Origin of the sequence: Ensifer adhaerens (assembly GCF_013283195.1) — a bacterium.
Classification (GTDB): Bacteria; Pseudomonadota; Alphaproteobacteria; order Rhizobiales; family Rhizobiaceae; genus Ensifer; species Ensifer adhaerens_G.
The window spans coordinates 866,275-890,867 of sequence record NZ_JABEKT010000001.1 but is presented as its reverse complement, the minus strand read 5'-3'; the positions used below and the strand labels follow the sequence as shown (position 1 = coordinate 890,867).

Sequence of the window (24,593 nt, the reverse complement as noted above, 5' to 3'; positions counted from 1 at the left end):
GCGCCGGCGGACCGGCAGGGGCCTCGCCGCCGCAGCATTTCTCCTCCGCTGCAACAGGCGCTTCCGGATCAAAAACAAACACTAAATTTCGAGGGTGTCAATAAATAAATCAAATTGAATTATTATTTCGATGTGTCATTCTTGGGATAACGCCGGTCCGGAGCCATCCGGGCCGACACGCAAATTGACAGGCCCGCCCAGAGCGGAAACAACAGACCCGCGCCAAGCGGGCACTAATGCCAACGGGAGGAGACGGTGGCATGTCATTGACAGACGGCCCCGACAGGGGACCGATGCAACCTGAAGTGATCGACCCCAGCGGCGGGGCGAACCAGACACGCGTGCGCGCCTATAACGAACGGCTGGTGATGTCGCTGGTGCGTCGTCACGGCGAGCTCTCGAAGGCAGACATCGCCCGGCGCTCCGGCCTTTCGGCGCAGACGGTCTCCGTAATCATGCGCGCCCTCGAAAGCGATGGCTTGCTGGTGCGCGGCGAACCGGTGCGCGGCCGCGTCGGCCAGCCCTCGACGCCGATGCGGCTCAACCCGGATGCGGTTTTCTCCTTCGGCGTGAAGATCGGCCGGCGCAGTGCGGACCTGGTGCTGATGGATTTCGTCGGCAACATCCGCCTGCACCTGCACCAGATCCACGCCTATCCCCTGCCCGGCGACCTCGTCGACTTCATCATCGGCGGCATCGAGAAGCTCGAGCAGCAACTGAGGCCGGACGAGCGCAAGCGGATCGCCGGCATCGGCATCGCCACACCTTTCGAGCTCTGGAACTGGGCGGAAGAAGTGGGCGCACCGCGGGAACAGATGAACCGGTGGCGCGATATCGACCTGCAGGCGATCGTTGCGCAACGCACCCGTCACCCGGTGTTTCTGCAGAATGACGGAACCAGCGCCTGCGGCGCCGAACTCGCCTTCGGCGTCGGCGCCAGCTATCCCGACTTCGTCTATTTCTACATCGGCTCGTTCATCGGCGGCGGCGTCGTCATCAATTCCGCGCTGTTTTCCGGCCGGACAGGCGCCGCCGGTGCCGTCGGTCCGCTGCCGGTGTCGGGCAAAGACGGCAAGACCGTCCAGCTCCTGAAGATCGCTTCGGTGTTCGTGCTCGAAAACCTCTTGCGCGATCGCGGCATCGACCCGAAGCCGCTCTGGTACTCCGCCGACGACTGGATCGATTTCGGCCAACCGCTGACCGTGTGGATCGACGACAGCGCCGCGGCCCTTGCCCAGGCCGTCGTCTCCGCCGTCTCGATCGTCGACTTCTCGGCCGTCGTCATCGACGGCGGCTTCCCGCCCTGGGTGCGCGCGCGGTTGCTGACGGCGACGCGCAAGGCCCTGCACGAACTCGACCTCCAGGGCGTGACGATCCCGGAACTGGTGGAAGGCATGGTCGGCAGCCACGCCCGCGCCATCGGCGGCGCCAGCCTGCCGTTGTTCTCCCGCTACCTGCTCGACACCAATGTCCTCTTCAAGGAGCTCAGCTGATGCTGAAAGGCATAGACCCGATCCTCAGCCCCGAATTGCTGGCGACGCTTCGAGCCATGGGCCACGGCGACGAGATCGCGCTGGTCGACGGCAACTATCCCGGGCAGGAACATGCCCGCCGGTTGGTTCGGCTGGACGGCCACGGGCTGATCCCGGTGCTAGACGCTATTCTGAGCGTCATGCCGATCGACGATTTCGTGCCGGCCGCGATTTTCCGTGCCACGGTCAAGCACGACCGGGACGCGCTCGACCCGGTGCACCGGGAGATCATCGATTGCTGCGGCAAGCATGAACCCGCACGAACGGTTGTTCCCCTGCTCGGCCCCGAATTCTATCCCCGGGTGCAGGGAGCTCACACGGTGGTACAGACCAGCGAGCCGCGGCTTTACGGCAATGTCATCCTGCGCAAGGGCGTGATCTATCCGTAACTTCGCAAGACGAACAAAAAACCCGCCGGCGGAACCGGCGGGTTTTTTGTTTGAAGTCTGAAATGTCTCAGGCGCGACGTGCGTCGATCGACAGTGCGCCCGGGCCGAAGGCTGCAAGCACCAGGAAACCACCGGCGACCGAGATGTTCTTCATCATCATCAGGCCGTTAAAGACGGTAAGCAGACCGTTTGCTTCCGGCGGGAAGGTCGGGATGTTGATCGCACCGCTGTGGAAGACGAAAGCGGTGACAAGCGTGAACGCCGCCAGCAGGTAAGCCGCGATTTTGGTCTGGAAGCCGACAAGAACGGCGAGACCCGCAACCAATTCGAAGATACCGGCGAGATAGGCGAGCACTGTCGGCGCAGGCCAGCCGGCATTGGCGATCATTCCGGCGGTGCCGGCGGGATCTGTCAGTTTGCCGAAACCGGCGGTGATGAACATGATCGAAAGAAGAATGCGCCCGATGAGGACGACGACATTCTGAGACATGCGAGGCTCCTGTGAGAAACGAGTGTTGGCAGCAGAAGTATCAGCATTTTCAAATTCATCTAGCCGCACGACCGGCGACAGATCGTTCACAACCTAGAGACAACCGGGAATTATCGTCAACCGACATTTGCGTCACGCCGCGATCTGTGCAGTCCTTTTCGGCACCATACCCCCTGCTCAGGCCCGGAACGTTCTTTTCTGTTGCAAGGACGGGTCGTGTGGGCGAAGAATTTCAGGCGCGGCAGGGGACGCCGCTCGGGGGCATCTCATGAACGAAATCAACAGGAGCCCGGCCTTCTGGCGCTCATTCGCGATCTTTGAAGGGTTCGACAAGAAGTCCATCGAGGATCTTGCCGAGATCGCCACCTATCGCAAGTGGCCGGCGGGCACGGTGATCTTCCAGCGCGGCGACGAAGGCAACTATATGATCGTTGTCGTATCGGGCCGCATCAAGCTGTCGCTGATCACGCCGCAGGGCCGCGAACTGATGCTGCGCCAGCACGAGGCTGGCGCGATCTTCGGCGAGATGGCGGTGCTCGACGGCCAGACGCGGTCGGCCGATGCCACGGCGCAAACGGCTGCGGAAGGCTATGTGATCGGCAAGAAGGCGTTTCTCGACATGGTGACCACCCGGCCGGCCGCAGCCGAATCCGTCGTCCGCTTTCTCTGCGCCCAGCTGCGCGACACCACCGAGCGGCTGGAAACCATTGCGCTTTACGACCTCAATGCCCGCGTCGCCCGGTTCTTCCTGGCCACGCTCCGTCAGATCCACGGCAACGAACTTCCCGAAAGCGCCAACCTCAGGCTGACCATGAGCCAGACGGATATCGCCGGCGTGCTTGGCGCCAGCCGCCCCAAGGTCAACCGGGCCATCCTGTGGCTCGAGGAAAGCGGCGCGATCAAACGGATGGATGGCATCATCGCCTGCAAGGTCGGCAAGCTCTTGAGCATCGCCGATCCGGAAGAGGATTAGGCGACATGACCGCTCAATCTCGCCGGCGCTTTCGCTTCACACCGCTCGCCGGCGGGATCCTGACGAGCCTGGTCGTCGCACTGGCACTCTATTTCTATGCGGAACCGGTATTCGAAACGCAGCGGGAACTGTTCTTCGACAGCCTCACCCAATGGGTGCCCTCACCCCAGTCGCCTGACATCGTCGTCGTCGACATTGACCGCGCCGCCTATCAAAGCAGGCCGGGCGGCGATTGGGACAGGGCGGCAACGGCCGAGCTTCTGTCCGCACTGTCCGACGCCGGCGCCAAGATCGTCGCCGTCGACTTCGTCTTCAGTTCCGATTGCGCGGCAGACCTGCCGGGCAACGGGCCGCTTTCGCAAGCGCTTTCGAAGGTACCCGTCGTCCTCGGCTTTCTCATTGCCGACACGCTGCAGGAGCGCCCGCGCCCCGTTCCGCCACTGGCGTTGAGCCGCCCTTTCGCAGCCCCCGAACTCTGGTTCCTTGACGGCGCGGAGACCTCCTGTCCCGGCTTCATGGACCGTGCCAAGGCGGCCGCCGCATCGTTTCTGGTCGGCGATGAAGACGCCCGCATCCGGCGAGTGCAAGCGTTCGCGGTCCTGGGCGAGGAAGCCTTTCCAACGCTTGGCATCGAAGCGACCCGGCTGATGGTCGGCGCCGGAACGCCGATCCTGGGCGGCGACCCGGCCTGGCTGCGCCTCGACCATCAAGTGGTGACACTCGACGATACCGGTAGCCTGCGCTTCGTGGCGAGCGATCCCGAGAGGATTGCCGCGCGGACGATTTCCGCGGCCGACATTCTGGCAAGGACGGCAGGCAAGGACAGGCTTTCGGGAAAACTCGTCTTTGTCGGCAGCAGCCTGCCCAATCTCGGCGGCCTCAGGCCCAGCGCCTCGATGCCCCTCGAGCCCTCGGTGCAGATCCACGCCGATATCGCCAACGCCATCGCCACCGGCTTCGTTCCCCGGCGCGACGCACGGCTTCCCGTCATCGAAGCCCTGTTCTCGCTTGCCGCCGGAATTGCGGCCGCCTACGGCGCGGCAAGGCTCAGACCGATGACCTCGGCAGCGCTCGGCATCATCGCGGTTGCAGCGGTCGTCGCGGCAACGATGGCCATCTACCGGACCAGCGGCTGGCTGGTGGATGCCGTCAGCATTTCGGTCGCGCTGGCCGCGGTGCTGGCGGTGACGAGCACGTTGCAATTTGCCCATATCCGGCGGGCGGAGGCGACGGCGCGGGAGAAATTCTCGCAATATCTGCCGCAATCCGTCGTCGCGCGCTACATCGACAATCCGGGTGCTGAGCGGGTTGCGGGCGAGGAACGGGCGGTGACAGCGCTCTTCACCGACATCGAGAGCTTTTCGACGCTGTCGCAGAAGCTCGGTCCGCGTGACCTCATCGCCTTGCTCGACATCTATTTCACCGAGGTCAACGCGCTGGTGGCGCACTATGGCGGCATGGTCGACAAGGTGGTCGGCGATGCCGTGCACGCCTTCTTCAACGCGCCGGAGGATCTCGCCGATCATGTCGACAAGGCGATCGAATGCGCCAAGGCGATCCACGCGCTGACCGAGGAAATGCGGCGGCGGCCGCAGTTTGCCATGAGGGATTTCGGCCGCACGCGCATCGGCATCGAGACAGGCCAGGCGGTCGTTGGCGAAGTCGGCGCCGGCGGCAAACTCGACTACACCGCCCATGGAGACGCCATCAACCTTGCGGCGCGGCTGCAGGAGGCCAACAAGTTTCTGGGCACGGCCATCTGCGTCGGCCCGGCGGCCGCGGCGCAAAGCAAGCAGCACCTTCGCTCGCTCGGCAGCCATGAGATCCGCGGCTTTGCCCCGATGGAGCTCTTCACCGTCGCCGATCCCGAACAGGTCTAGCGTGCCAGTCGCCGCGCAAGGGGCAGGAAATCTGACGGAAGACAGAGGGCAGATTTAGAGCGTCGTGGCGTTGCCGCCTCGCCGCATTCCGCTTGCGGTGCCTCACGAACTGCTACAGCCCGACGCTGGCATAGGCTTCGCGGATCCGCGCCTGTCCCCAGTTGACCGGGGCGCTGGGCGCGTCGCCTCGCTGTTTGAACTCGACGCCCTGCCCGGCGGCGACAATCTGCGTGACACCGCCCGCCGCAACCGCGACGCTGCCGTGCTCGACGAAAACGGCAAAGGCGACCTTGCTCGGGCCGCAGAAGAACTTGGTGCCGCGAACGCCGATCATGCCGAAGGCGGTCCTGACGGCAACATCGACCTTGGGCAGCCCCTCGGGGCGATCGAACACCATTCGGCCGGTGCCGAGTTCCAGTGTCCCGCCCTGGCCGGCGATAAAACGATCGATCAGCAGATCGGTCTCAGCACCCAGCAGAACGCGGGTGTCGGCACCCAGCGCCAGAGTGGCGAAACTCTCGGCCTGCGTGCGGACATGGTCGTTGTCGAAAAGCTGTGCTCCGACGGCCAGAGCGTCTTCCTGCTCTGCCTGCCGGCGACGAACATCGCCACGGATTTCCGTCGCCTTGCCGATCACGGGGCTCGCCCTCGTCGTTGCGACGCCGCCGCCCAAGGCGGCCAGCAACAGGCCGCCAACCACGACGCGCCTCTTCACCAGCACCTGCCGCATCGGCTCCCGGTCCTTCATGGTCCACCTTCCTTTTCGATGTGGTCGTGCCTTCGAGCGTCAGACTATCCCAGAGGATATCCCCGATATCAGGGGAAACAAGCCGCAGCCGTTTGGTGGTCTGCCCGACAGTGTCCGTCATTTCGCCAGAGCCCTCACAATCCGGCTGTTCCCGCCGGAACAGGCAGGTGGAACCCGTCGCGCTAGTTTCACCTCACGAGACGGGAGAGCATCATGGAAAACCAGCGCAAAACAGGCATTCGCATCGTCAACGCCGTGCTTCTTGCCATTGTCAGCGTCGTGGCACTGGCAGCGATCGCGCTCCCCTCTGCGCGTGCGGCCGATCTCTCGGCCGCCGACATCTGCGACCGTGAAGCGGGCAGCATCTTCGACCTGCAGCGCAATCAGGCCTACCCGGCCGTTGCCACCGAAGATCTGAAGATCGGCATCGCCCTTTCGGCTTGCCGCGAGGCCTATAACCAGCATGCCGGTGGCCGCACCGCGTTCCAGCTGGCGCGCGTTCTCGACAAGGCCGGTCAGAAGACCCAGTCGCACCATATTCTCGGCGAAGCGGCAGACCATGGTCATGCGCTGGCCATGACCAACTATGCGGTGCTTGTCGGCGAACAGGGCGATACCAAAACCGAATTCGCGCTCAACCAGAAGGCCGCGGCTGCCGGCAACATCCTGGCCGCCTACAATCTCGGCGTCGCCTATCGCGACGGCATGGGCACCGCGGCAAACGGCAGACTTGCGATCGAATGGTTCGAGCGGGCGACACTTGCAGGCGATGGCGTCGCGGCGTTCAACCTCGCGGTGATCCTGGATGAAGGCAAGCTGGTACCAGAAGACAATACCAAGGCGGCCCGGTTCTATCGTCTCGCCGTCGAGCGCGGCAATGTCGACGCCATGGTCAACCTCGGCCTGATGCTGGAAACCGGCGAAGGTGTTGTAAGGGATCTGCCCGCAGCCCGCGCCGTCTTCCGCAAGGCGGCAGCCGAAGGCGACGCCTATGCGGAGCGCAAGGTCGCCGAACTGAGTGGCGCCAGCGATTTCGAGACGGCCATGCTCGACAAGACGAGCCGCATCAAGTGATGTTTGCGGGGCGACCTGCAAGGGTCGGCCCGCAAAGCCTACTGCCCGCAAGCGCTCTTGGGTGCCTCCCCCTGAAAATCCTGCCTCGCCTACGAAAATGCGCGAATTTTGCGGGTCCGTATCGCGCTATGTCGGCCGGCTGGCGAGCAAATGCTCTCCGTTCAGCGGCCATCGGCCAGCGATGAGCGACCAGCAAATCCCACCCAAAGATGCAGCTTGACGGCCAGCCGGGCGCACGACAGCTTGGACGGGAAGACACCCCCGCCCCTGGAAATGCGATGACGAAGCTGATTATCTTTACCGATCTGCACATGGTGCCAGAAGGCACGACCATCATCGGCATCGACCCCTATCAACGACTGGCCAACGGTATCGCCCATGTGAACCGCTACCATGGGGATGCCGATCGGGTGATCTTCACCGGCGACCTCGCCCACCACGGCGATCGTGTTTCCTACGAGCGATTGAAGACCCTTGTCGATCAATTGGGCCCACCCGCGGCGATCATGGTCGGCAACCACGACCGGCGCGATGTGTTCCTGGACGTCTTTACCGACGCTGTGACGGACGACGATGGCTTCGTGCAACAGGTGATCGACTTTGACGACTGCCGGGCGATCCTGCTCGACACGCTGTTTGCGCCGCCCTACGACTACCCCAACAGCCATGCCGGCCTGTTGTGCCAGAAGCGCCTTGCCTGGCTCGACCGGCAATTGGCTGATGCCGGCGACAGGCCAGTGCTGATCTTCATGCATCATCCGCCACATGCGACCGGCTTTACCGGCATGGACATGATCCGCCTGGTCAACGAGGTGGAATTCTATGCGCTGGCGAAGAAGCACGGCAATGTGCGCCACATCTTCGCCGGCCACGTGCATCGCACGATCGGTGGCTCTTGCCGCGGCATACCCTTCTCCGTTTTCAAGAGCCCTGTGCACCAGCAGCCGATGCCGTTCGATGCGCCGGATCCCTCGCTCTCGGTCGATGAACCCGCCGCGTACGGCATTGCCGTGGTGACGAGGGACGGCGTGCTGGTTCACACCGAAGATTATGAAATCGCCTGCAGGGACGCCGCCATCGCCTGAGGGGCATTTCGGCCGGCCGGCCTTCATGCTAGGTTGGCGCATGACCCAATTGACCGCGACCGATGAAACCCTCGACTGTCAGAGCTGCGGCGCCTGTTGCGCCTATTCCTCCGACTGGCCGCGTTTCTCGATGGAGACGGATGAGGAACTCGATCTGATACCGGAGGAATATGTCGCCGCCGATCTCGGCGGCATGCGCTGCGAGGACGACCGTTGCACAGCGCTCGGCGGCAAGCTCGGCGTTCACGTCGCCTGCAAGATCTACGCGGTGAGGCCGATCGTCTGTCGCACCTGCATGCCCGGTGACGACGAGTGTCTGATGGCGCGTGAACGGCACTTCGGGAAAGCCGCCTAAGACTTCGGATCATCCGGCACCCGAGCGGACATTCCGCATTCCCATCGGTTTTGGGACACGCGACTAGTGAAACATTCCGAGATTCACGAAATTTGCCGGATGGATGTTCGGCGAAACGACGCGTATTTTCTGCCCACGATACCCAGGGCGCATTGCGCCTTGTCACCGCCTTCCAAAGGACAGCGTTCGATGAGCCAGAACCAGCTTCACAAATCCAGCCCAAAGGCCGATCAGGCCCCGGCACCCTTTGCCGATTTCGCGCCGCCGATCCGTGCGCAGAGCACGCTGCGCCAGGCGATTACCGCCGCCTATCGCCGTCCTGAAACCGAAGCCCTGCCATCGCTCGTCGAGGCCGCGACGCTTCCGGTCGAGACACAGAAGGCGGCCGCACGGACGGCCCGCAAGCTGATCGAAGCGCTGCGCGCAAAGCACAAGGGTTCCGGCGTCGAAGGTCTGGTGCACGAATACTCGCTGTCGAGCCAGGAAGGCGTGGCGCTGATGTGCCTGGCCGAAGCGCTTCTGCGCATTCCCGACAAAGCAACGCGCGACGCGCTGATCCGTGACAAGATCGCCGACGGCGACTGGAAGTCGCATCTGGGCGGCGGTCGCTCGCTGTTCGTCAACGCCGCGACCTGGGGTCTCGTCGTCACCGGCAAGCTGACGTCGACCGTCAACGACCGTAGCCTTTCGGCGGCCCTTACGCGCCTGATCGCCCGCTGCGGCGAACCGGTGATCCGCCGCGGCGTGGACATGGCGATGCGCATGATGGGCGAACAGTTCGTCACCGGCGAAACCATCGACGAGGCGCTGCGCCGCTCGCGCGCGCTCGAGCAGAAGGGCTTCCGCTACTCCTACGACATGCTGGGCGAGGCCGCGACCACGGCCGAAGACGCCGAGCGCTATTACAAGGACTACGAAACCGCGATCCACGCCATCGGCAAGGCTTCGGCCGGACGCGGCATCTATGAGGGGCCCGGCATCTCCATCAAGCTTTCGGCGCTGCATCCGCGCTATGTGCGCGCGCAATCCGCCCGCGTCATGGAAGAGCTGCTGCCGAAGGTGAAGGCGCTCGCCGTCATCGCCAAGAAATATGACATCGGCCTCAACATCGACGCCGAGGAAGCCGACCGGCTGGAGCTCTCGCTCGACCTGCTCGAAGAGCTTTGCCTCGACAAGGACCTTAGCGGCTGGGAAGGCATGGGCTTCGTGGTCCAGGCCTATGGCAAGCGCTGCCCCTTCGTGCTCGACTTCATCATCGACCTTGCCCGCCGTTCGGGTCGCCGCGTCATGGTTCGCCTGGTCAAGGGCGCCTATTGGGACGCCGAGATCAAGCGCGCCCAGCTCGACGGCCTGGAAGACTTCCCTGTCTACACCCGCAAGATCTACACCGACGTTTCCTACATCGCCTGCGCCCGCAAGCTGCTGGCGGCAACGGACGTGATCTTCCCGCAGTTTGCCACCCACAACGCCCAGTCGCTCGCCACCATCTACGAACTGGCCGGCAAGGACTTCCAGGTCGGCAAGTACGAGTTCCAGTGCCTGCACGGCATGGGTGAGCCGCTCTATGACGAAGTCGTCGGCAAGGGTAATCTCGACCGGCCGTGCCGCATCTACGCGCCAGTTGGTACGCACGAGACGCTGCTTGCCTATCTGGTGCGCCGCCTGCTTGAAAACGGCGCCAACTCCTCCTTCGTCAACCGCATCGCCGACCCGAAGGTCTCGATCGACGAACTGGTCGCCGATCCCGTCGACATCGTTCGCGCCATGCCGGTCGTCGGCGCAACGCATGCGCAGATCGCCCTGCCCGTCGGCCTGTTCGGCGACGCACGCCCGAACTCCAGCGGACTCGACCTCTCCAACGAAACCTCGCTCGCGTCGTTGACCGAGGCTCTGCAGGCAAGCGCTGCCGTCGACTGGCGTGCCGTTCCGCAGCTGGCAACAGGCCCCGCATCCGGCGAGACCCGTCCCGTTCTTAACCCAGGCGACCACCGCGATGTCGTCGGCACTGTCACCGAGGCTTCGGAAGCCGACGCCCGCCAGGCGGCAAGCCTTGCCTCGAAGGCAGCTGCAAGCTGGTCGGCGGTTGCGCCGGGAGAGCGCGCGGCGATCCTCGTGCGCGCCGCCGACATCATGCAGGCCCGCATGCCGACGCTGCTCGGCCTGATCGTGCGCGAAGCCGGCAAGTCGCTGCCGAACGCCATTGCCGAAGTGCGCGAAGCGATCGACTTCCTGCGCTACTATGCCGAACAGACCCGCCGCACGCTTGGTCCTGCCCACAAGGCGCTTGGGCCCATCGTCTGCATCAGCCCCTGGAACTTCCCGCTGGCGATCTTCGCCGGCCAGATTGCCGCAGCCCTCGTTGCCGGCAACCCGGTGCTGGCAAAGCCGGCCGAGGAAACACCGCTGATCGCCGCCGAAGGCGTGCGCATCCTGCACGAAGCCGGCATTCCGGCCGACGCCCTGCAACTGCTGCCCGGCGACGGACGCATCGGTGCGGCACTGGTTGCTGCCCCTGAAATCGCCGGCGTGATGTTCACCGGCTCGACCGAAGTCGCGCGTATGATCCAGGCGCAGCTTGCCGACCGGCTGTCGCCGTCGGGCCGGCCGATCCCGCTGATCGCAGAGACCGGCGGTCAGAACGCCATGATCGTCGACAGCTCGGCACTCGCCGAACAGGTCGTCGGCGACGTGATCGCCTCGGCCTTCGACAGTGCCGGCCAGCGTTGCTCGGCCCTGCGGGTGCTGTGCCTGCAGGAAGATGTCGCCGACCGCATTCTGGCAATGCTGAAGGGGGCACTGCACGAACTGAAGATCGGCCGCACGGACAAGCTTTCCGTCGACGTGGGTCCTGTCATCACCGCAGAAGCACAAGGGATCATCGAGAAGCACATCGAGACCATGCGCGGCATGGGCCGCAAGGTCGAGCAGATCGGCCTCGCATCCGAAACCGGCCTCGGCACATTCGTACCGCCGACGATCGTCGAGCTTGAAAAGCTCGCCGACCTCAAGCGCGAAGTGTTCGGCCCCGTCCTGCACGTCATCCGCTACCGCCGCGACGATCTCGACCGGTTGATCGACGATATCAACGCGACCGGCTACGGCCTGACCTTCGGCCTGCACACCCGCCTCGACGAAACCATTGCCCACGTTACGTCGCGGGTGAAGGCCGGCAACCTCTACGTCAACCGCAACGTCATCGGCGCCGTCGTCGGTGTGCAGCCGTTCGGTGGTCGTGGCCTCTCGGGCACCGGCCCCAAGGCCGGCGGCCCGCTCTATCTCGGCCGCCTGGTCGCAACCGCCCCGGTGCCGCCGCAGCACAGCTCCGTGCACACCGATCCGGCGCTGCTCGACTTCGCCAAGTGGCTCGACGGCAAAGGCGCCAAGGACGAGGCGGAAGCCGCCCGTACCGCCGGCAGCAACTCGGCCCTCGGCCTCATCTCCGAGCTTCCGGGGCCGGTTGGCGAGCGCAACCTCTATGCGCTTCATCCGCGCGGCCGCGTGCTTTTGGTGCCGGCGACCGAAACCGGCCTCTATCGCCAGCTCGGCGCGGCGCTTGCGACTGGCAACACCGTCGTCATCGACGCGGCTTCCGGCTTGCAGCCTTCACTGAAGGGCCTGCCGGCCAGTGTTTCCACCCGGCTGTCCTGGTCGAAGGACTGGTCTGCCGATGGTCCATTCGCCGGGGCACTGGTCGAAGGCGACGGCGAGCGCGTCCGTCAGGTCAGCAAGGTGATTGCCGGCCTGCCGGGTCCGCTGGTCCTGGTCCAGGCGGCCTCAACCGACGAGATCGGCCGCAACCCCGACGCCTATTGCCTCAACTGGCTGCTCGAAGAGGTCTCCACCTCGATCAACACGGCCGCTGCCGGCGGCAACGCCAGCCTGATGGCGATCGGCTGATCAAAACCGGGTCCACGAGACAAGACTGCCTCTCCCGAACGCGGGAGAGGCGATGAAGGGGCTGGGGTCAACCCGGTGGCGATGGCCCTCCCCTCTCCTCCTCATCTCTGTGCTTGTCACAGAGATCCAGCTGCGCCGTGTCGGCGGCGCGAAAGAACCTTTCAACGCGACACCGCAAACCGAATCTTCTCACGGCGCAGACGCGCCGTGGCACAGCAATGAGGGCTGGTGAGGCTGATGTGCATGCCCGCGTCCGGTCGAAGCCGAACCACGATGGCGCCAATCCGCACAATCCGTTATCAGCGTTATCCAAACGGAAGCAGCGGATGTTCACCCTCAAGCGCACGGAAACCTCGACGCAGGAAATCAAGAAGAGCCGGTTTGTGGCAATCTGCGCCCCCGTGCCCGACGAGCAGGCGGCAAAGGCTTTCCTCGCTCAGCATTCCGACCCGACGGCCAATCATAATTGCTGGGCCTGGCGCATCGGCCAGGCGTACCGCTTCAACGACGACGGCGAGCCGAGCGGCACCGCAGGCAAGCCGATCCTCGCGGCAATCGACGGTCAGGCACTCGATCACGTCGTTGTCGTGGTCACCCGCTGGTTCGGCGGTATCCTGCTTGGCAGCGGCGGCCTGATCCGCGCCTATGGCGGCACCGCTGCGCTCTGCCTGCGGGCAGCCGAGAAGATCGAGATGATCGAGACGGTGCGTGCCACCATCGCCTGCGACTTTGCCGATCTGGCACTGATCAAGGCAAGGCTGCTTGCCCGCGACGTGACGATTGCCAGCGAGACCTTCACTGACAAGGGGCCGGTGATGACGGTCGACATGCGCAAGGACGAAGCGGACGGCATTCTCGCCATGGTCACCGACCTCAGCCGAGGCCGTGCGGTCATTTCGACCGAAGACTGAACGGCTTCCTTTGCAGGCCAAATCATCATAAAAACGACCGACAAACTCGATAATATTCAATCCTGTAACAGGTTCGCCAAGGAGATGATCAGCATGAAAACGAGAGTTCTGGGCAAGACGGGCGCGACGATTTCTGAAATCGGCTTCGGCGCCTGGCAGATCGGCGGCTCCTGGGGCGATGTCAGCGAAGCGGACGGCAAGCGCGCGCTGAACGCGGCCCTCGACAGCGGCGTCACCTTCGTCGATACCGCCGACGTCTATGGCGACGGCCGCTCCGAAAAGATCATCGCCGCCGTCCTGAAGGAACGTGGCGGCGAAAAGCCGTTCGTCGCCACCAAGGCAGGGCGCCGGTTGAACCCGCACGCGACAGAAGGCTACACCGGCGCCAACATCGAGGCGTTCATCGACCGCAGCTTGAGCAATCTCGGTGTGGAAACGCTGGATCTCGTGCAGCTCCACTGCCCGCCGACCGAGGTCTACTACCGTCCGGACCTGTTCGGCGCGCTCGACCAGCTGGTCACCAAGGGCAAGATCCGCCACTATGGTGTCTCGGTCGAGAAGGTCGAGGAAGCGCTGAAGGCGATCGAGTATCCGGGTGTCGCCACCGTCCAGATCATCTACAACATCTTCCGCCAGCGGCCTCAGGACCTGTTCTTCGCCGAGGCGAAGAAGAAGAATGTCGGTGTCATCGTCCGCGTGCCGCTCGCCTCCGGGCTGCTGTCGGGCAAGATCAGCCGTGACACGGCCTTTGCCGCCGACGATCACCGCAACTTCAACCGCCACGGCGAAGCCTTCGACGTCGGCGAGACCTTTGCCGGCGTGCCCTTTGACGCGGCACTGGACGCCGTCGAGCAGTTGCGCCCGCTGGTGCCCGCAGGCGTGCCGATGGCACAGTTCGCGCTACGCTGGATCCTGGAGCAGGAGGCGGTCTCCGTCGTCATCCCCGGCGCGCGCAACGAGGCGCAGGCACAGTCCAATGCGGCTGCAAGCGCACTGCCTGCCATCGACGAGAAAACCAAGGCCGCCATCGCTGCGCTTTACGAGCGGCAGGTCAAGGTTCATGTTCATCATCGCTGGTAGAATGCACCGCGGCCGCCAATGGGCATGACCGGCGGCAATTGACACGGCCCTGGCGGGCACACAGACGCGCCAGGGCGAAAGAAGGGACCATGACCGACCCTTTCACGCTGCAACGCTTCGTTGACGCCCAGGACCGCATTTACGCGGCGGCGCTCGACGAACTGCGGCGCGGCCGCAAGGAGACCCACTGGATGTGGTTTATCTTCCCCCAGCTTGCGGGCCTCGGACACTCGCCCATGGCCCAGCGCTATGCCATTTCAGGCCTTCCGGAGGCTCGCGCCTACCTCGCCCAGTCGATCCTCGGGCCAAGGCTCATCGATTGCACCGAGACCGTCAACGGCATTACCGGGCGTTCAGCACTCGACATCTTCTCCAGCCCTGACGACATGAAGTTTCGCTCGTCGATGACCCTGTTTTCGAAGGCCTCAGCCGCCGGCAGCGTCTTCGATCAGGCACTTGAGCTTTACTTCGCGGGGGAAATGGATCGGCGGACGCTCGACCTGCTCGGCCAGCCTTCGGCATGAGTGCGCACAAGCGCAACGGGCTTCGGCCCCGCGCATCCCGTCAGACGCCGTGTGCGGCGCTCGCCAGGAAGAACAGGATCACGAAAGCGCAGACAGATAGCCCGGCAACAATCACCAGCAGCTCTTTCATCATGTAACGATACATCGGGCACCTCCTTTCCATTCCGCCGTCGCACGGCAAACCCAATGCGCGACGGGTACGGCAACGCTCCACCCGCTGCATGATTTTTTCTTCCAATCGAAACCGATCTGGAGACTCACGCAGCCGCGATGTGTCACCCTCTATATGGGAATCGCACGCGGCGGTTTTGACACGCCGACTTCAAAAAATTGTGAGGTCGCTTCCCTTTTCCGGTCGCTGCAAGCGCCTCCGGATCGTATCCGCCCGCCCCTTGCTCAGGCGCGACGCAATCGACTTTTATAAATCACATTATACTAATATATATAGGATTGTCACAGGCGTTTTTGCCCGCCGGCCGAAAGACGTATCGCGCTCAAGTGGATTAGCTTGGAGAGGTAGACGGAATGGAATGTTGGCAGAACCCCGGGCGCAAACGCGCCGCCACCGCACCTTGCGGTGCTATCACTTGAACTGCTAAGTTATTGAGAAGAATGGCGCACCCGAAGAGATTCGAACTCCTGACCCCCAGATTCGTAGTCTGGTGCTCTATCCAGCTGAGCTACGGGTGCGTCTCGAAGCGGCGAACCGCTTGCGTGAGCGGTTCTCTAAAGAGTCCTTTCGGGGATTGCAAGCGCCGTTCGGCAAAAAAGTTTCATTTTTACGACGGCGAGGTTTCAAGCTGTGGATTTTCACGGCGAAATCGGCGCGCGATCTCACCCGCAAACCCCTTCAATGGCGGGCTTTGGAGCGAAATGCATCGAGTGGAACCGGGCGGTCCGGTAGTTCGATGCGAAACAGCGTTCCCGGCGTCGGCTTTTCCACAAGGGCGATGGTGCCACCATGGGCGAGCACCAATTCGCGGGCAATCGCCAGCCCGAGACCCGTGCCGCCGGAGCGCGCCGAGCCGCGAAAAGCGGCAAAAAGGTTCTCGCGGGCCTTTGGCGGCATACCCGGGCCGGTATCATCGACGGAAATGGTGACGACGCTGCCCATGCGCATCGCCGAAACACTGATCACACGCGGCCGACCATCCTCGGCCTCGTGATTCGTTAGCGCCTGGACGGCGTTGCGGCAGATATTGTGCACCACGCGGAACAATTGCTCGCTGTCGGCATCGACCTCGAGGTCGTCCTGCACCTGGATCTGGAACTCGATGCCGGATTGCGGGTCGATCGAAAGCAGCTCGGCGACATCCGAGACCAGCGGCTTCAGAGCAACGAAGCGGCGATGCGGCTCGGCCTCGGTGGTGCGCCCGTAGGAGAGCACTTCGCGGGTATAGCCGACGGCGCGGTCGATCGCCCGCAGCAGTGTCGGCGCAAAGCGCTTGACGACGGGATCGTCGACATCGGCGAGACGGTCGGAGATCAGTTGCGCCGACGACAGGATGTTGCGCATGTCGTGGTTGATCTTCGACACGGCGAGACCGAGTTCAGCGAGGCTCTTCTGCTGCTTCAGCGTCTTCTGCAGCTCGCGCTGCATGCTGGCCAGATGCTGGCCGGCCACCGCCAGTTCGTCACGTCCCTCCGGCGGAACGAGCACGCGCGCCGGATTGGACGGGTCGTCTGAGAATTCCTGCATGCTCGCCGTCATCCGGCGGATCGGCGCGATCAGCATCCGGTTGATGGCAAGAAAGATCAAGGTCGCGGTGATCAGCGAGATGATGATCGACAGGAAGAAGACATTGCGGGAATAGACCAGCATCGCCTTGTGCAGGCTGGCATCCGCCATGACCAGCTCGATCACCGCGTCGCTTTCGCCGAGCGGCCCGTAGACGCGCACCACGCGGTTGCCGCCGAAGAGCAGCGTATCGAAGGCATCGTGGATTGCCGCAAAGGCGGTAAAATTGGCCGTGTCGTATTCGCCGTCGATCTCCGATGGCATGTCAGCGGCGGCGATCATCCGCGAGGCGTCCTTGCGGCGAATGACGATTGCCTTGGTCCCCGTCGCCATCAGCGTGTCGTCCTGGACGTTGCGCGGCAGCTCGACATTCTGCAGGCCGTCGACGACGACGGCGGCGGCGGCAACCGTGTTCAGCCGATCCTGAAGCCAGCGAATGCGCATGTTGGCAACCGAGGGCACGAAGATGAGCACCTCCGCCAGCATGACGAAAACGATCGTCAAAAGCAGCAGCTTGCCCGAGAGCCCACGGAAGAAACCCGCGGCAGCCCGCGGCGCTTCCCTCCCCGTCGTCGGCTGCGGCTCTTCGCTCATCGTTCCGAAAATTCCCTGTCCGTCAGCCGAAAACCCGCAAGGCCCTGATGGCGGACCGCACGACGGCATTCTTCGCCAGGGGCGCATAATAGGAGATGACCGCCTGTTTTCCAATCTCGGAAAGGGTCGGATAGGGTGCGACATAGCCGCGGACCTGCTTGAGCGTCATGGCATTCGCGACCGCAAGCGACCACATGTTGATCAACTCTCCCGCGCCGGGGGCGGCAATGCCGACGCCGAGGATGCGTCCACGGCGGCCGACGATAATCTTGATCAGGCCGGCTTCGGCCCCGTCCGTGCGGGCGCGATCGCTCAGGGCGAGGTCGGTCCTGATGATCCCGACGGCGCCGAATTCCTCCCGCGCCTTGGTCTCGCTCCATCCGACCTCGGCGATCTCAGGATCGGCGTAGGTGACCTTCGGTACGATCGCGCGGTCTTCCCGCGCCGGCAATCGGAACAGCATCTGCTGCAGCACGAGCCGAGCATGGTAGCTCGCCACATGGGTGAACTGCAGCCCGCCGGCAGCATCGCCGATCGCATAGACGCGGCGATTGCTGGTGCGAAGGTTCGACCCGACCTCTATGCCCTTGGCGTCGTGGTCTATACCGGCTGCAGACAAGCCGAGCGATGCATGGTTCGGGCGACGGCCTACGGCGAGCAGGAGATCGCTGCCTTCGACCTGGAAAGCGCCGGTGCCATTCTCGCATCGCAGAACGATCCGCCCGCCACTTTGCACGGCCTCCAGGATCGTCGTTGCCTCGTGCAGGACCACGCCTTCGCTGCGAAGCGCGGCAATCGCGATCGCGGCCAGTTCCGGATCGGCACCCGATAACGCCCGTCGGCTTTCGATCACGGTGACTTCAGCACCGAGGCGGCGATAGGCCTGCGCCATCTCGGTGCCAACAGGACCTGCACCGACAACGATCAGATGAGCCGGCAGCCGGGTCAGATCGAACAGCGTTTCGTTGGTCAGGAACGCCACTTTGTCGAGGCCCGGAACATCAGGGATCGCGGGAGACGAACCGGTCGCGATCACGAACCGCCGGGCGCGGACGAGGTGGTCGCCCGCTGCAATGGTGTTTTCATCGACGAACCGGGCGGAGGATTGCAGCACTTCGACGCCGAGGCCGGCAAAGCGCTCGACGCTGTCGTGCGGGGCGATGCCGGCGATGACCTCGTGGATGCGAGCATGAAGGTGTTCATAGTCGACGACGGGCTCGCTTGCCGTCAGGCCGAACCGGCCGGCCGTGCGGATCGCCTGGGCGTGCCTGGCAGCGGCAATCAGCGTCTTCGACGGCACGCACCCATGGTTCAGGCAATCGCCGCCCATCAGGCCCCGCTCGATCAGGACCACCGGAACGCCGAAGGCGGCGGCACCAGCCGCAACGGAAAGTCCGGCGGCACCGCCACCGATCACGCAGATATCCGGATTGATGACCTTCGCCACGCCTGCCCCATGCCCTTCAAACAGCCTTGCGACGCGACCATACCCGCTTGAAGGCGAGTGGCAATGCCGCAATGAGCGCAAGTGCCACGAGCGCCAGGGTCAGCTTCGGCGTTGCAAAATCCGACAAAGACAGCTCGCGACCGGCGGCGGCCGAGCGCGCGATCACCTCATCGAGCCCACCGCCGAGCCAGGCATAGGCGAAGGTGGCGGGGATGATGCCGATCAAGGTCGCCATGGCGAACGTCCGCAATCTCACCTCGAAGAATGCCGGCGCAATATTGACGATGAAGAAGGGAAAGATCGGCGCCAGCCGCAGCACGAGAAGGTAGACAAACGCATTGCGGCAGAACCCGTCGGCAAAGCGTGCGAGGAATGGCCCGGCTCGTCGGCGCAAGAGATCGCCGAACATGCTGCGGGCCGCCAGAAACAGGAGGCAGGAGCCGAGCGTCGCGGCGCCCACGGCAAGAAGCCCGCCGCCGGCACAGCCGAAGAGAAAGCCGGCAAAGATCGTAAGGACCGAAGCGGCCGGGATCGAAAACACGACGACCGCGATGTAGACGAGGAAAAACAGACCGGCCGCCTGGGCAGGATAGGCTTCGACATAGAGACGCAACGCCTCGCGGTGATGGACGAGTGCGCCCAGCGACAAATAGCGCTGCAGACCGAACGCGTAGGCGGCAAAACCGCCGGCGACGAGAAGCATCAGCAGTACCAGTCGCCACGCAATCCTGCCGCGGTCTTCGGACGAACCCTCGTCAAGCGCCTGTGATGGCGTTGGAGGGGTATCCCCGGCTCTGTTGGTGGCGCTTCGGTACATGTGATTTCGTTTCTTGGAAAACTCTGTCCTTGCAGTATCGGCAATCCGCGCCGGCGACCAATAACGAATGGTCGCGTCGCAAAACGTCAGCGTGAACGGGCCGGCAAGACAACTCACGTTGCCGTGAGACGAAAGCCGTTGCGTCAACGGCAGTACCAGGATCGCTGTTTATCCACGAAAAACGCCCGCGGAGGCGTCAACCGTCCGCGGGCGTCGATGGCGGCGATCCGTCAAACCGGACGGATCAGAATTCTTCCCAGTTGTCCCTGGCGACAGCGGCCGAGGATCCGCCGCTGAAGGCGCGGGCGACGTTGCCCATCATCCGACGTGCGGGCGATTCCACCGGACGGCTGGTTTCCCGCGCCGGTGCGATCGTGCGCGCGGCCTGGTTCCCGTCGAGCTTGAAGTAGGCGATCAGGCTCGCCAGGTTGTTGGCCTCCGCCGACAGCTTGTGGGTCGCGGCATTGGCCTCTTCCACCATGGCGGCGTTCTGCTGGGTGACCTGGTCCATCTGGTTGACGGCGGTGCTGACTTCGCCAAGGCCGGTCGACTGTTCGCGCGCGGCCGTGGCGATCGAGTGGATATGGTCGTTGATCTTGAGGACGCGCTCCTCGATCTCTCCAAGCGCCGAGCCGGTCTCCTGCACCAGCCGGACGCCGGTTGCGACTTCCGAGCCGGACTTCGAGATCAGAGCCTTGATGTCCTTGGCCGCACTTGCCGCACGCTGGGCAAGCTCACGGACTTCCTGGGCGACGACGGCAAAGCCCTTGCCGGCATCACCGGCACGCGCTGCTTCCACGCCAGCGTTCAGCGCCAGCAGGTTGGTCTGGAAGGCGATCTCGTCGATGACGTTGGTGATCTGACCGATCTCGCTCGATGCCTGCTCGATGCGGCCCATGGCCTCGACCGCATTGCGCACGACGGCGGCGGATTCGGCAGCGCTCTCCTTGGCTTCGTTGACCATCACGGTCGCTTCCTGCGCCCGCTCGGTCGAACTGCGCACTGCCACGGTGATCTCGTCGAGTGCCGCCGAGGTCTCTTCAAGGGCCGCCGCCTGCTGCTCGGTGCGCTTCGACAGGTCATCGGCGGCAGAGCGAAGCTCGGACGAGTTGCCGTTGATCGAGTCCGTGGTGACACGCACTTCGCGCAGCGTCTTCTGCAGCGTCGACAGCGTCTCGTTGACGTTCTTCTGCAGTTCGGCAAAGGCGCCCTGGAACTGGCCGTTCATGCTCTGGGTCAGGTCGCCGCCGGCAAGGCTGGCGATGACGCGGCGCGTTTCGGCGATGCCGGCATCGACGCTGCCGACGAGCTCGTTGACGCTCGACGCAAAGCGGTTGAGATCGTCGTTCTCGTAGTCCTTGCCGATCCGCTTGGTAAAGTCACCGGCGGCGGCGGCCGAGACGACGACGCCAATGCTGGTCTGTAGGTCGGCGCTCTTTTCGCGCAGCGCCGCTTCCTGGGCGTTGAGATCGCGAACGGCAAGGCCGTTCTGCTTGAAGATCTGCACGGCCGCAGCCATTTCGCCGATTTCGTCCTTGCGGTCGGCAAAGGGCACGTCGGCGGAGAGGTCGCCACCGGCGAGCTGCTTCATCTTGCCCGTCAGGTCGAGGATCGGCCGGCTCAGATGGTTGGTGCCGATATAGAAGGCGGTGCCGATACCGACGGCAAGCCCGAGCCCGGCGATGCCGAGAATGATGACGATGACAGAACGCTCGAACGAGGCGATGTCGGCCTGGACGGTCTGAAGCGTTGCGAGGTTCGCTTCGACGACGGCGTCGATCTCGGCCTGGAAGGCCTTGCGGTTGGCGCGGTTGGCGTCGTTGTTGCCCTGTTCGTTGGCCGCCTGCGGCGAAACTTCCTGGCTAAGACGCGCGGTTTCGACGCGGAACGCCTTGAATTCCTCGGCGCGCTTGGTCAGCGCATCGAACGAGCCGAGCTTGTCGGCCGGCACGAGCGGGCGCCATTCCTTGAACAGCACATCGATCTTTTCGAGATTCTTCAGAATGCCCTCGGCAAAGGGCTTTGCCTTTTCGGTGGTCGGCGCTGCGTAAATTCCGCGCGCTTCCATCACGACGCCGGTGACCAGTCGATTGAGGTGCTCGCCGTTGAAGGCACGCTCTGAGGCGTTCTGATACTGATGGAACCGGCTGTTGTATTGAGAAACGACCAACAGTGACATGCCGGTCACCGCGATCGCCAGGAGGCTCATGACCCCAACGATCAGATTGATCTTACCGCGTATTTTCATCCCTGCCTCCACGACACCGCGAGACTTGCCCGGTTATCGGAAGGTCGCGGCTATTGCACCGCGGCCACGCTAAAACATCCATGGTTAATAAAGATCATCGTGGACAGCAGGCATTCTAGGGAGGGCGTGTTAGCTCTCTGTTTACCAACGTGAGATAGCGCGCCGCGGTGCATGCGCGCGAAATCGAGGTCGCGCCGACACCGGGTTACGATCACTTTTGCCTGTTGGACCGGCCCGCGCGATTGACTTTCCGGGAAAATTGCCTTTATAAGCCGCCCACGTCCGGCCAAGCCTGCCTGCCCGACAGGCGGAGCTATGTCCTGAACGTAAACGCTCCTTGCTACATGCAAACCCAAGAAGGGCCGCACACCGCGGTATTAAATAAATGAAGCGTACTTACCAACCGTCCAAGCTTGTTCGCAAGCGCCGTCACGGCTTCCGCGCACGCATGTCCACCGCTGGTGGCCAGAAGGTCCTCGCAGCCCGCCGGGCTCGTGGCCGCAAGCGTCTTTCGGCTTAAGCCGAAGTTGCCCGAAACCAGTGTCCGGGCACATGACGTCAGATAAAGACAAAACGACTGTCGGGCGGCTGAAAAGCCGTCCGCAGTTTTTGGCCGTTCGGGCAGGAGAAAGCCGTAGAGGCCCGCTGTTTCTCCTCGAAGTGCTCGACCGCAACGATCCGGAGGGCGAAGCCCGCGTCGGCTTCACCGTCACCAAGAAACACGGCAATGCCGTCGAGCGAAACCGGATGCGCCGACGCCTGAAAGAGGCGGTGCGGCTTTCCGCCGGGTTTGCAATGAAACCCGGACACGACTATGTGATTGTCGCCCGACGCGATCTCCTGAATGCCCCCTTCGACGCCTTGACCCGGGGGCTTGGCGAGCGCATCGAAAACAAGCCGAAACAGAAGCGGCCGCCGGCCGGTTCCAGGAAACAATGATGGAAAAAAACCGCAACTATTTCGTGGCGATTGGCCTGTCCGTGCTGATCCTCGTCGCCTGGCAGTTCCTTTACGTCAATCCGAAGATTGAAAAGGAACGCATCGCTGCGGAAGCGCTGCAGGCCCAACAGGCTCAGCAGGCCCAATCGCAGCCGGGTACAACGGCGCAACAGCCGGCGACCGGACAGGCCCTGCCTGGTGGCACAGTTCCCGGTACGGGCGAAAACCGCGACCAGGCGCTGGCAAAGTCGGCCCGCGTTGCGATCGACACGCCTGCGGTTTCCGGTTCCATCAACCTGACTGGCGCGCGCTTCGACGATCTCAAGCTCAAGGCCTACCACGAGACCGTCAGCAAGCAGAGCCCGATCATCACCCTGTTCAGCCCGGCCGAGACCACCGACGGTTACTTCACCGAAATCGGTTATGTCGGCGACGCGGCAAGCGGCAGCGTGCCAGGTCCGCAGACCGTCTGGACGCTTTCGGGCGGCGACAAGCTGACGCCCGCGACACCGGTGACGCTCACCTACACCAACGAGAAGGGCATCACCTTCAACCGCACGATCTCGATCGACGACCGCTACATGTTCCAGGTGGTCGACAGCATCAAGAATGCTACGGCTGAACCTGTATCGCTGTCGTCCTACGGCCGCGTGACGCGCTTCAACAAGCCGACGACACCGAGCGTCTACGTTCTGCATGAAGGCTTCATCGGCTACATCGGCGAGCATGGCCTGCAGGAAGTCGGCTATTCCAAGATCGAGGACGACAAGGCGATCGAGCCCGGCAAGGCGACTGGCGGCTGGCTCGGCATCACCGACAAATATTGGGCCGCAGCGGTCATTCCGCCGCAGGCAACCCCTTTCGAGACCCGCTTCTCGCACTTCACCGACGGTCGCGCCCGCTTCCAGAGCGACTACAAGAGCGACGCAATCACCATTGCCCCCGGCCAGTCCTCGGAACTCAAGAACCTCGTTTTTGCCGGCGCCAAGGAAGTTCCCGTCGTCGACAATTATGAAGCCGCCTATTCGATCCCCAACTTCGACAAGCTGATCGACTGGGGTTGGTTCTACTTCATCACCAAGCCGATGTTCAAAATGATGGATTACTTCTATCGTTTGATCGGCAATTTCGGCATCGCCATCCTGATCACGACGATCGTGGTCAAGCTCCTGTTCTTCCCGCTCGCCAATAAGCAGTACGCTTCGATGGCGAACATGAAGAAGGTTCAGCCGAAGATGGAAGAGCTGAAGAAGAAGTTCGGCGACGACCGCATGGGCCTACAGCAGGCAATGATGCAGCTCTACAAGGAAGAGAAGATCAATCCGCTTGCAGGCTGCTGGCCGATCCTGATCCAGATTCCGGTGTTCTTCGCGCTCTACAAGGTGATCTACATCACCATCGAAATGCGCCACGCACCGTTCTTCGGCTGGATCCACGATCTCTCCGCGCCGGACCCGACGACGATCTTCAACCTCTTCGGCCTCTTGCCGTTCGACGCACCGTCGTTCCTGCACCTCGGCGTCTGGCCGATCATCATGGGCATCACCATGTTCGTGCAGATGCGCATGAACCCGACACCGCCCGATCCGACCCAGGCGATGCTGTTCACCTGGATGCCCGTGGTCTTCACCTTCATGCTGGCCTCCTTCCCGGCCGGTCTGGTCATCTACTGGGCCTGGAACAACACGCTTTCGGTGGCGCAGCAGTCGATCATCATGAAGCGCCAGGGCGTGAAGATCGAGCTGTTCGACAATCTGAAGAACCTGTTCTCGAAGAAACCCAAGCCGGCGGAATAACGCCGGCAGACAGAGCGCTTGCAAGGCCCCGGATCGAAAGGTCCGGGGCTTTTTCGTTGGTACCTATCCCTGTTTG

The 24,593-nt window shown here is 63.4% G+C and carries 20 protein-coding genes and 1 tRNA gene; 14 read left to right on the top strand and 7 right to left on the bottom strand.

Translation table 11 applies throughout. The features are described from left to right. Nucleotides 1–260 precede the first annotated feature (260 nt). Nucleotides 261–1,493 (top strand): ROK family transcriptional regulator, encoded by a 1,233-nt coding sequence (locus tag LPJGGPFB_RS04190; protein ID WP_173418875.1) that lies wholly within the window; start codon nt 261–263, stop codon nt 1,491–1,493. Next, nucleotides 1,493–1,921: an RbsD/FucU family protein gene (locus LPJGGPFB_RS04185; protein ID WP_173418874.1), complete on the top strand. Its 429-nt coding sequence runs from the start codon at nt 1,493–1,495 to the stop codon at nt 1,919–1,921. Before LPJGGPFB_RS04190 ends, LPJGGPFB_RS04185 begins: the two co-directional genes overlap by 1 nt. A 67-nt stretch (nt 1,922–1,988) precedes the next feature. On the opposite strand, the gene LPJGGPFB_RS04180 is transcribed toward LPJGGPFB_RS04185, so the two are convergent. Beyond that, nucleotides 1,989–2,480 carry a DoxX family protein gene (locus tag LPJGGPFB_RS04180; RefSeq protein WP_345791033.1) on the bottom strand — a complete coding sequence of 164 codons (492 nt, stop codon included), beginning with the start codon at nt 2,478–2,480 and terminating at the stop codon, nt 1,989–1,991. A 199-nt stretch (nt 2,481–2,679) separates the two neighbouring features. Here LPJGGPFB_RS04180 and LPJGGPFB_RS04175 point away from each other — a divergent pair, with 199 nt between their 5' ends. After that, nucleotides 2,680–3,384 carry a Crp/Fnr family transcriptional regulator gene (locus tag LPJGGPFB_RS04175; protein WP_173418872.1) on the top strand — a complete coding sequence of 235 codons (705 nt, stop codon included), beginning with the start codon at nt 2,680–2,682 and terminating at the stop codon, nt 3,382–3,384. Between the two features lie 5 nt (nt 3,385–3,389). Beyond that, nucleotides 3,390–5,264, top strand: coding sequence for a CHASE2 domain-containing protein (locus LPJGGPFB_RS04170; RefSeq protein WP_173418871.1), 1,875 nt, complete (start codon nt 3,390–3,392; stop codon nt 5,262–5,264). A gap of 112 nt (nt 5,265–5,376) precedes the next feature. Here LPJGGPFB_RS04170 and LPJGGPFB_RS04165 read toward each other — a convergent pair whose 3' ends face one another. Then, on the bottom strand, nt 5,377–5,994 hold the full coding sequence (locus LPJGGPFB_RS04165) for a FecR family protein (RefSeq protein ID WP_173420945.1): 618 nt from the start codon (nt 5,992–5,994) through the stop codon (nt 5,377–5,379). A 231-nt stretch (nt 5,995–6,225) separates the two neighbouring features. On the opposite strand from LPJGGPFB_RS04165, the gene LPJGGPFB_RS33670 reads away from it, so the two are divergent. From LPJGGPFB_RS33670 to LPJGGPFB_RS04130, 7 genes are all read left to right on the top strand, one after another. Beyond that, nucleotides 6,226–7,086 carry a tetratricopeptide repeat protein gene (locus LPJGGPFB_RS33670; protein WP_173418870.1) on the top strand — a complete coding sequence of 287 codons (861 nt, stop codon included), beginning with the start codon at nt 6,226–6,228 and terminating at the stop codon, nt 7,084–7,086. A 278-nt stretch (nt 7,087–7,364) separates the two neighbouring features. Beyond that, nucleotides 7,365–8,171, top strand: a complete 807-nt coding sequence (spdA, locus tag LPJGGPFB_RS04155; protein WP_173418869.1) for a 2', 3'cyclic nucleotide phosphodiesterase SpdA — start codon at nt 7,365–7,367, stop codon at nt 8,169–8,171. Nucleotides 8,172–8,211: 40 nt separating this feature from the next. Next, nucleotides 8,212–8,526: a YkgJ family cysteine cluster protein gene (locus LPJGGPFB_RS04150; protein ID WP_173418868.1), complete on the top strand. Its 315-nt coding sequence runs from the start codon at nt 8,212–8,214 to the stop codon at nt 8,524–8,526. 189 nt (nt 8,527–8,715) lie between these two features. After that, nucleotides 8,716–12,423, top strand: a complete 3,708-nt coding sequence (gene putA / locus LPJGGPFB_RS04145) for a trifunctional transcriptional regulator/proline dehydrogenase/L-glutamate gamma-semialdehyde dehydrogenase (RefSeq protein ID WP_173418867.1) — start codon at nt 8,716–8,718, stop codon at nt 12,421–12,423. 326 nt (nt 12,424–12,749) lie between these two features. Continuing rightward, nucleotides 12,750–13,334: an IMPACT family protein gene (locus LPJGGPFB_RS04140; protein ID WP_173418866.1), complete on the top strand. Its 585-nt coding sequence runs from the start codon at nt 12,750–12,752 to the stop codon at nt 13,332–13,334. Between the two features lie 93 nt (nt 13,335–13,427). Then, nucleotides 13,428–14,414 (top strand): aldo/keto reductase, encoded by a 987-nt coding sequence (locus LPJGGPFB_RS04135; RefSeq protein WP_173418865.1) that lies wholly within the window; start codon nt 13,428–13,430, stop codon nt 14,412–14,414. A gap of 89 nt (nt 14,415–14,503) precedes the next feature. Further along, nucleotides 14,504–14,938, top strand: a complete 435-nt coding sequence (locus LPJGGPFB_RS04130; protein WP_173418864.1) for a DUF1810 domain-containing protein — start codon at nt 14,504–14,506, stop codon at nt 14,936–14,938. A gap of 613 nt (nt 14,939–15,551) precedes the next feature. On the opposite strand, the gene LPJGGPFB_RS04125 is transcribed toward LPJGGPFB_RS04130, so the two are convergent. From LPJGGPFB_RS04125 to LPJGGPFB_RS04105, 5 genes are all read right to left on the bottom strand, one after another. Next, nucleotides 15,552–15,628: transfer RNA gene (locus tag LPJGGPFB_RS04125), tRNA-Arg, on the bottom strand. Nucleotides 15,629–15,788: 160 nt separating this feature from the next. Continuing rightward, nucleotides 15,789–17,270 (bottom strand): sensor histidine kinase, encoded by a 1,482-nt coding sequence (locus tag LPJGGPFB_RS04120; protein ID WP_173418863.1) that lies wholly within the window; start codon nt 17,268–17,270, stop codon nt 15,789–15,791. Nucleotides 17,271–17,292: 22 nt separating this feature from the next. Next, on the bottom strand, nt 17,293–18,717 hold the full coding sequence (locus LPJGGPFB_RS04115) for an FAD-dependent oxidoreductase (protein WP_173418862.1): 1,425 nt from the start codon (nt 18,715–18,717) through the stop codon (nt 17,293–17,295). A 16-nt stretch (nt 18,718–18,733) separates the two neighbouring features. Further along, nucleotides 18,734–19,534 (bottom strand): TVP38/TMEM64 family protein, encoded by an 801-nt coding sequence (locus LPJGGPFB_RS04110; protein ID WP_173418861.1) that lies wholly within the window; start codon nt 19,532–19,534, stop codon nt 18,734–18,736. A 244-nt stretch (nt 19,535–19,778) separates the two neighbouring features. Next, on the bottom strand, nt 19,779–21,782 hold the full coding sequence (locus LPJGGPFB_RS04105; RefSeq protein WP_173418860.1) for a methyl-accepting chemotaxis protein: 2,004 nt from the start codon (nt 21,780–21,782) through the stop codon (nt 19,779–19,781). 385 nt (nt 21,783–22,167) lie between these two features. Here LPJGGPFB_RS04105 and rpmH point away from each other — a divergent pair, with 385 nt between their 5' ends. Genes rpmH through yidC form a run of 3 tightly spaced genes read left to right on the top strand, consistent with a single transcriptional unit; the run spans nt 22,168 to nt 24,517 of the window. Further along, nucleotides 22,168–22,302: a 50S ribosomal protein L34 gene (rpmH, locus tag LPJGGPFB_RS04100; protein ID WP_077502936.1), complete on the top strand. Its 135-nt coding sequence runs from the start codon at nt 22,168–22,170 to the stop codon at nt 22,300–22,302. Nucleotides 22,303–22,322: 20 nt separating this feature from the next. Continuing rightward, nucleotides 22,323–22,721 (top strand): ribonuclease P protein component, encoded by a 399-nt coding sequence (rnpA, locus tag LPJGGPFB_RS04095; protein ID WP_025425750.1) that lies wholly within the window; start codon nt 22,323–22,325, stop codon nt 22,719–22,721. Continuing rightward, nucleotides 22,721–24,517 (top strand): membrane protein insertase YidC, encoded by a 1,797-nt coding sequence (yidC, locus tag LPJGGPFB_RS04090; RefSeq protein WP_173418859.1) that lies wholly within the window; start codon nt 22,721–22,723, stop codon nt 24,515–24,517. The genes rnpA and yidC overlap by 1 nt, the downstream gene beginning before the upstream one ends. Nucleotides 24,518–24,593 lie beyond the last annotated feature (76 nt).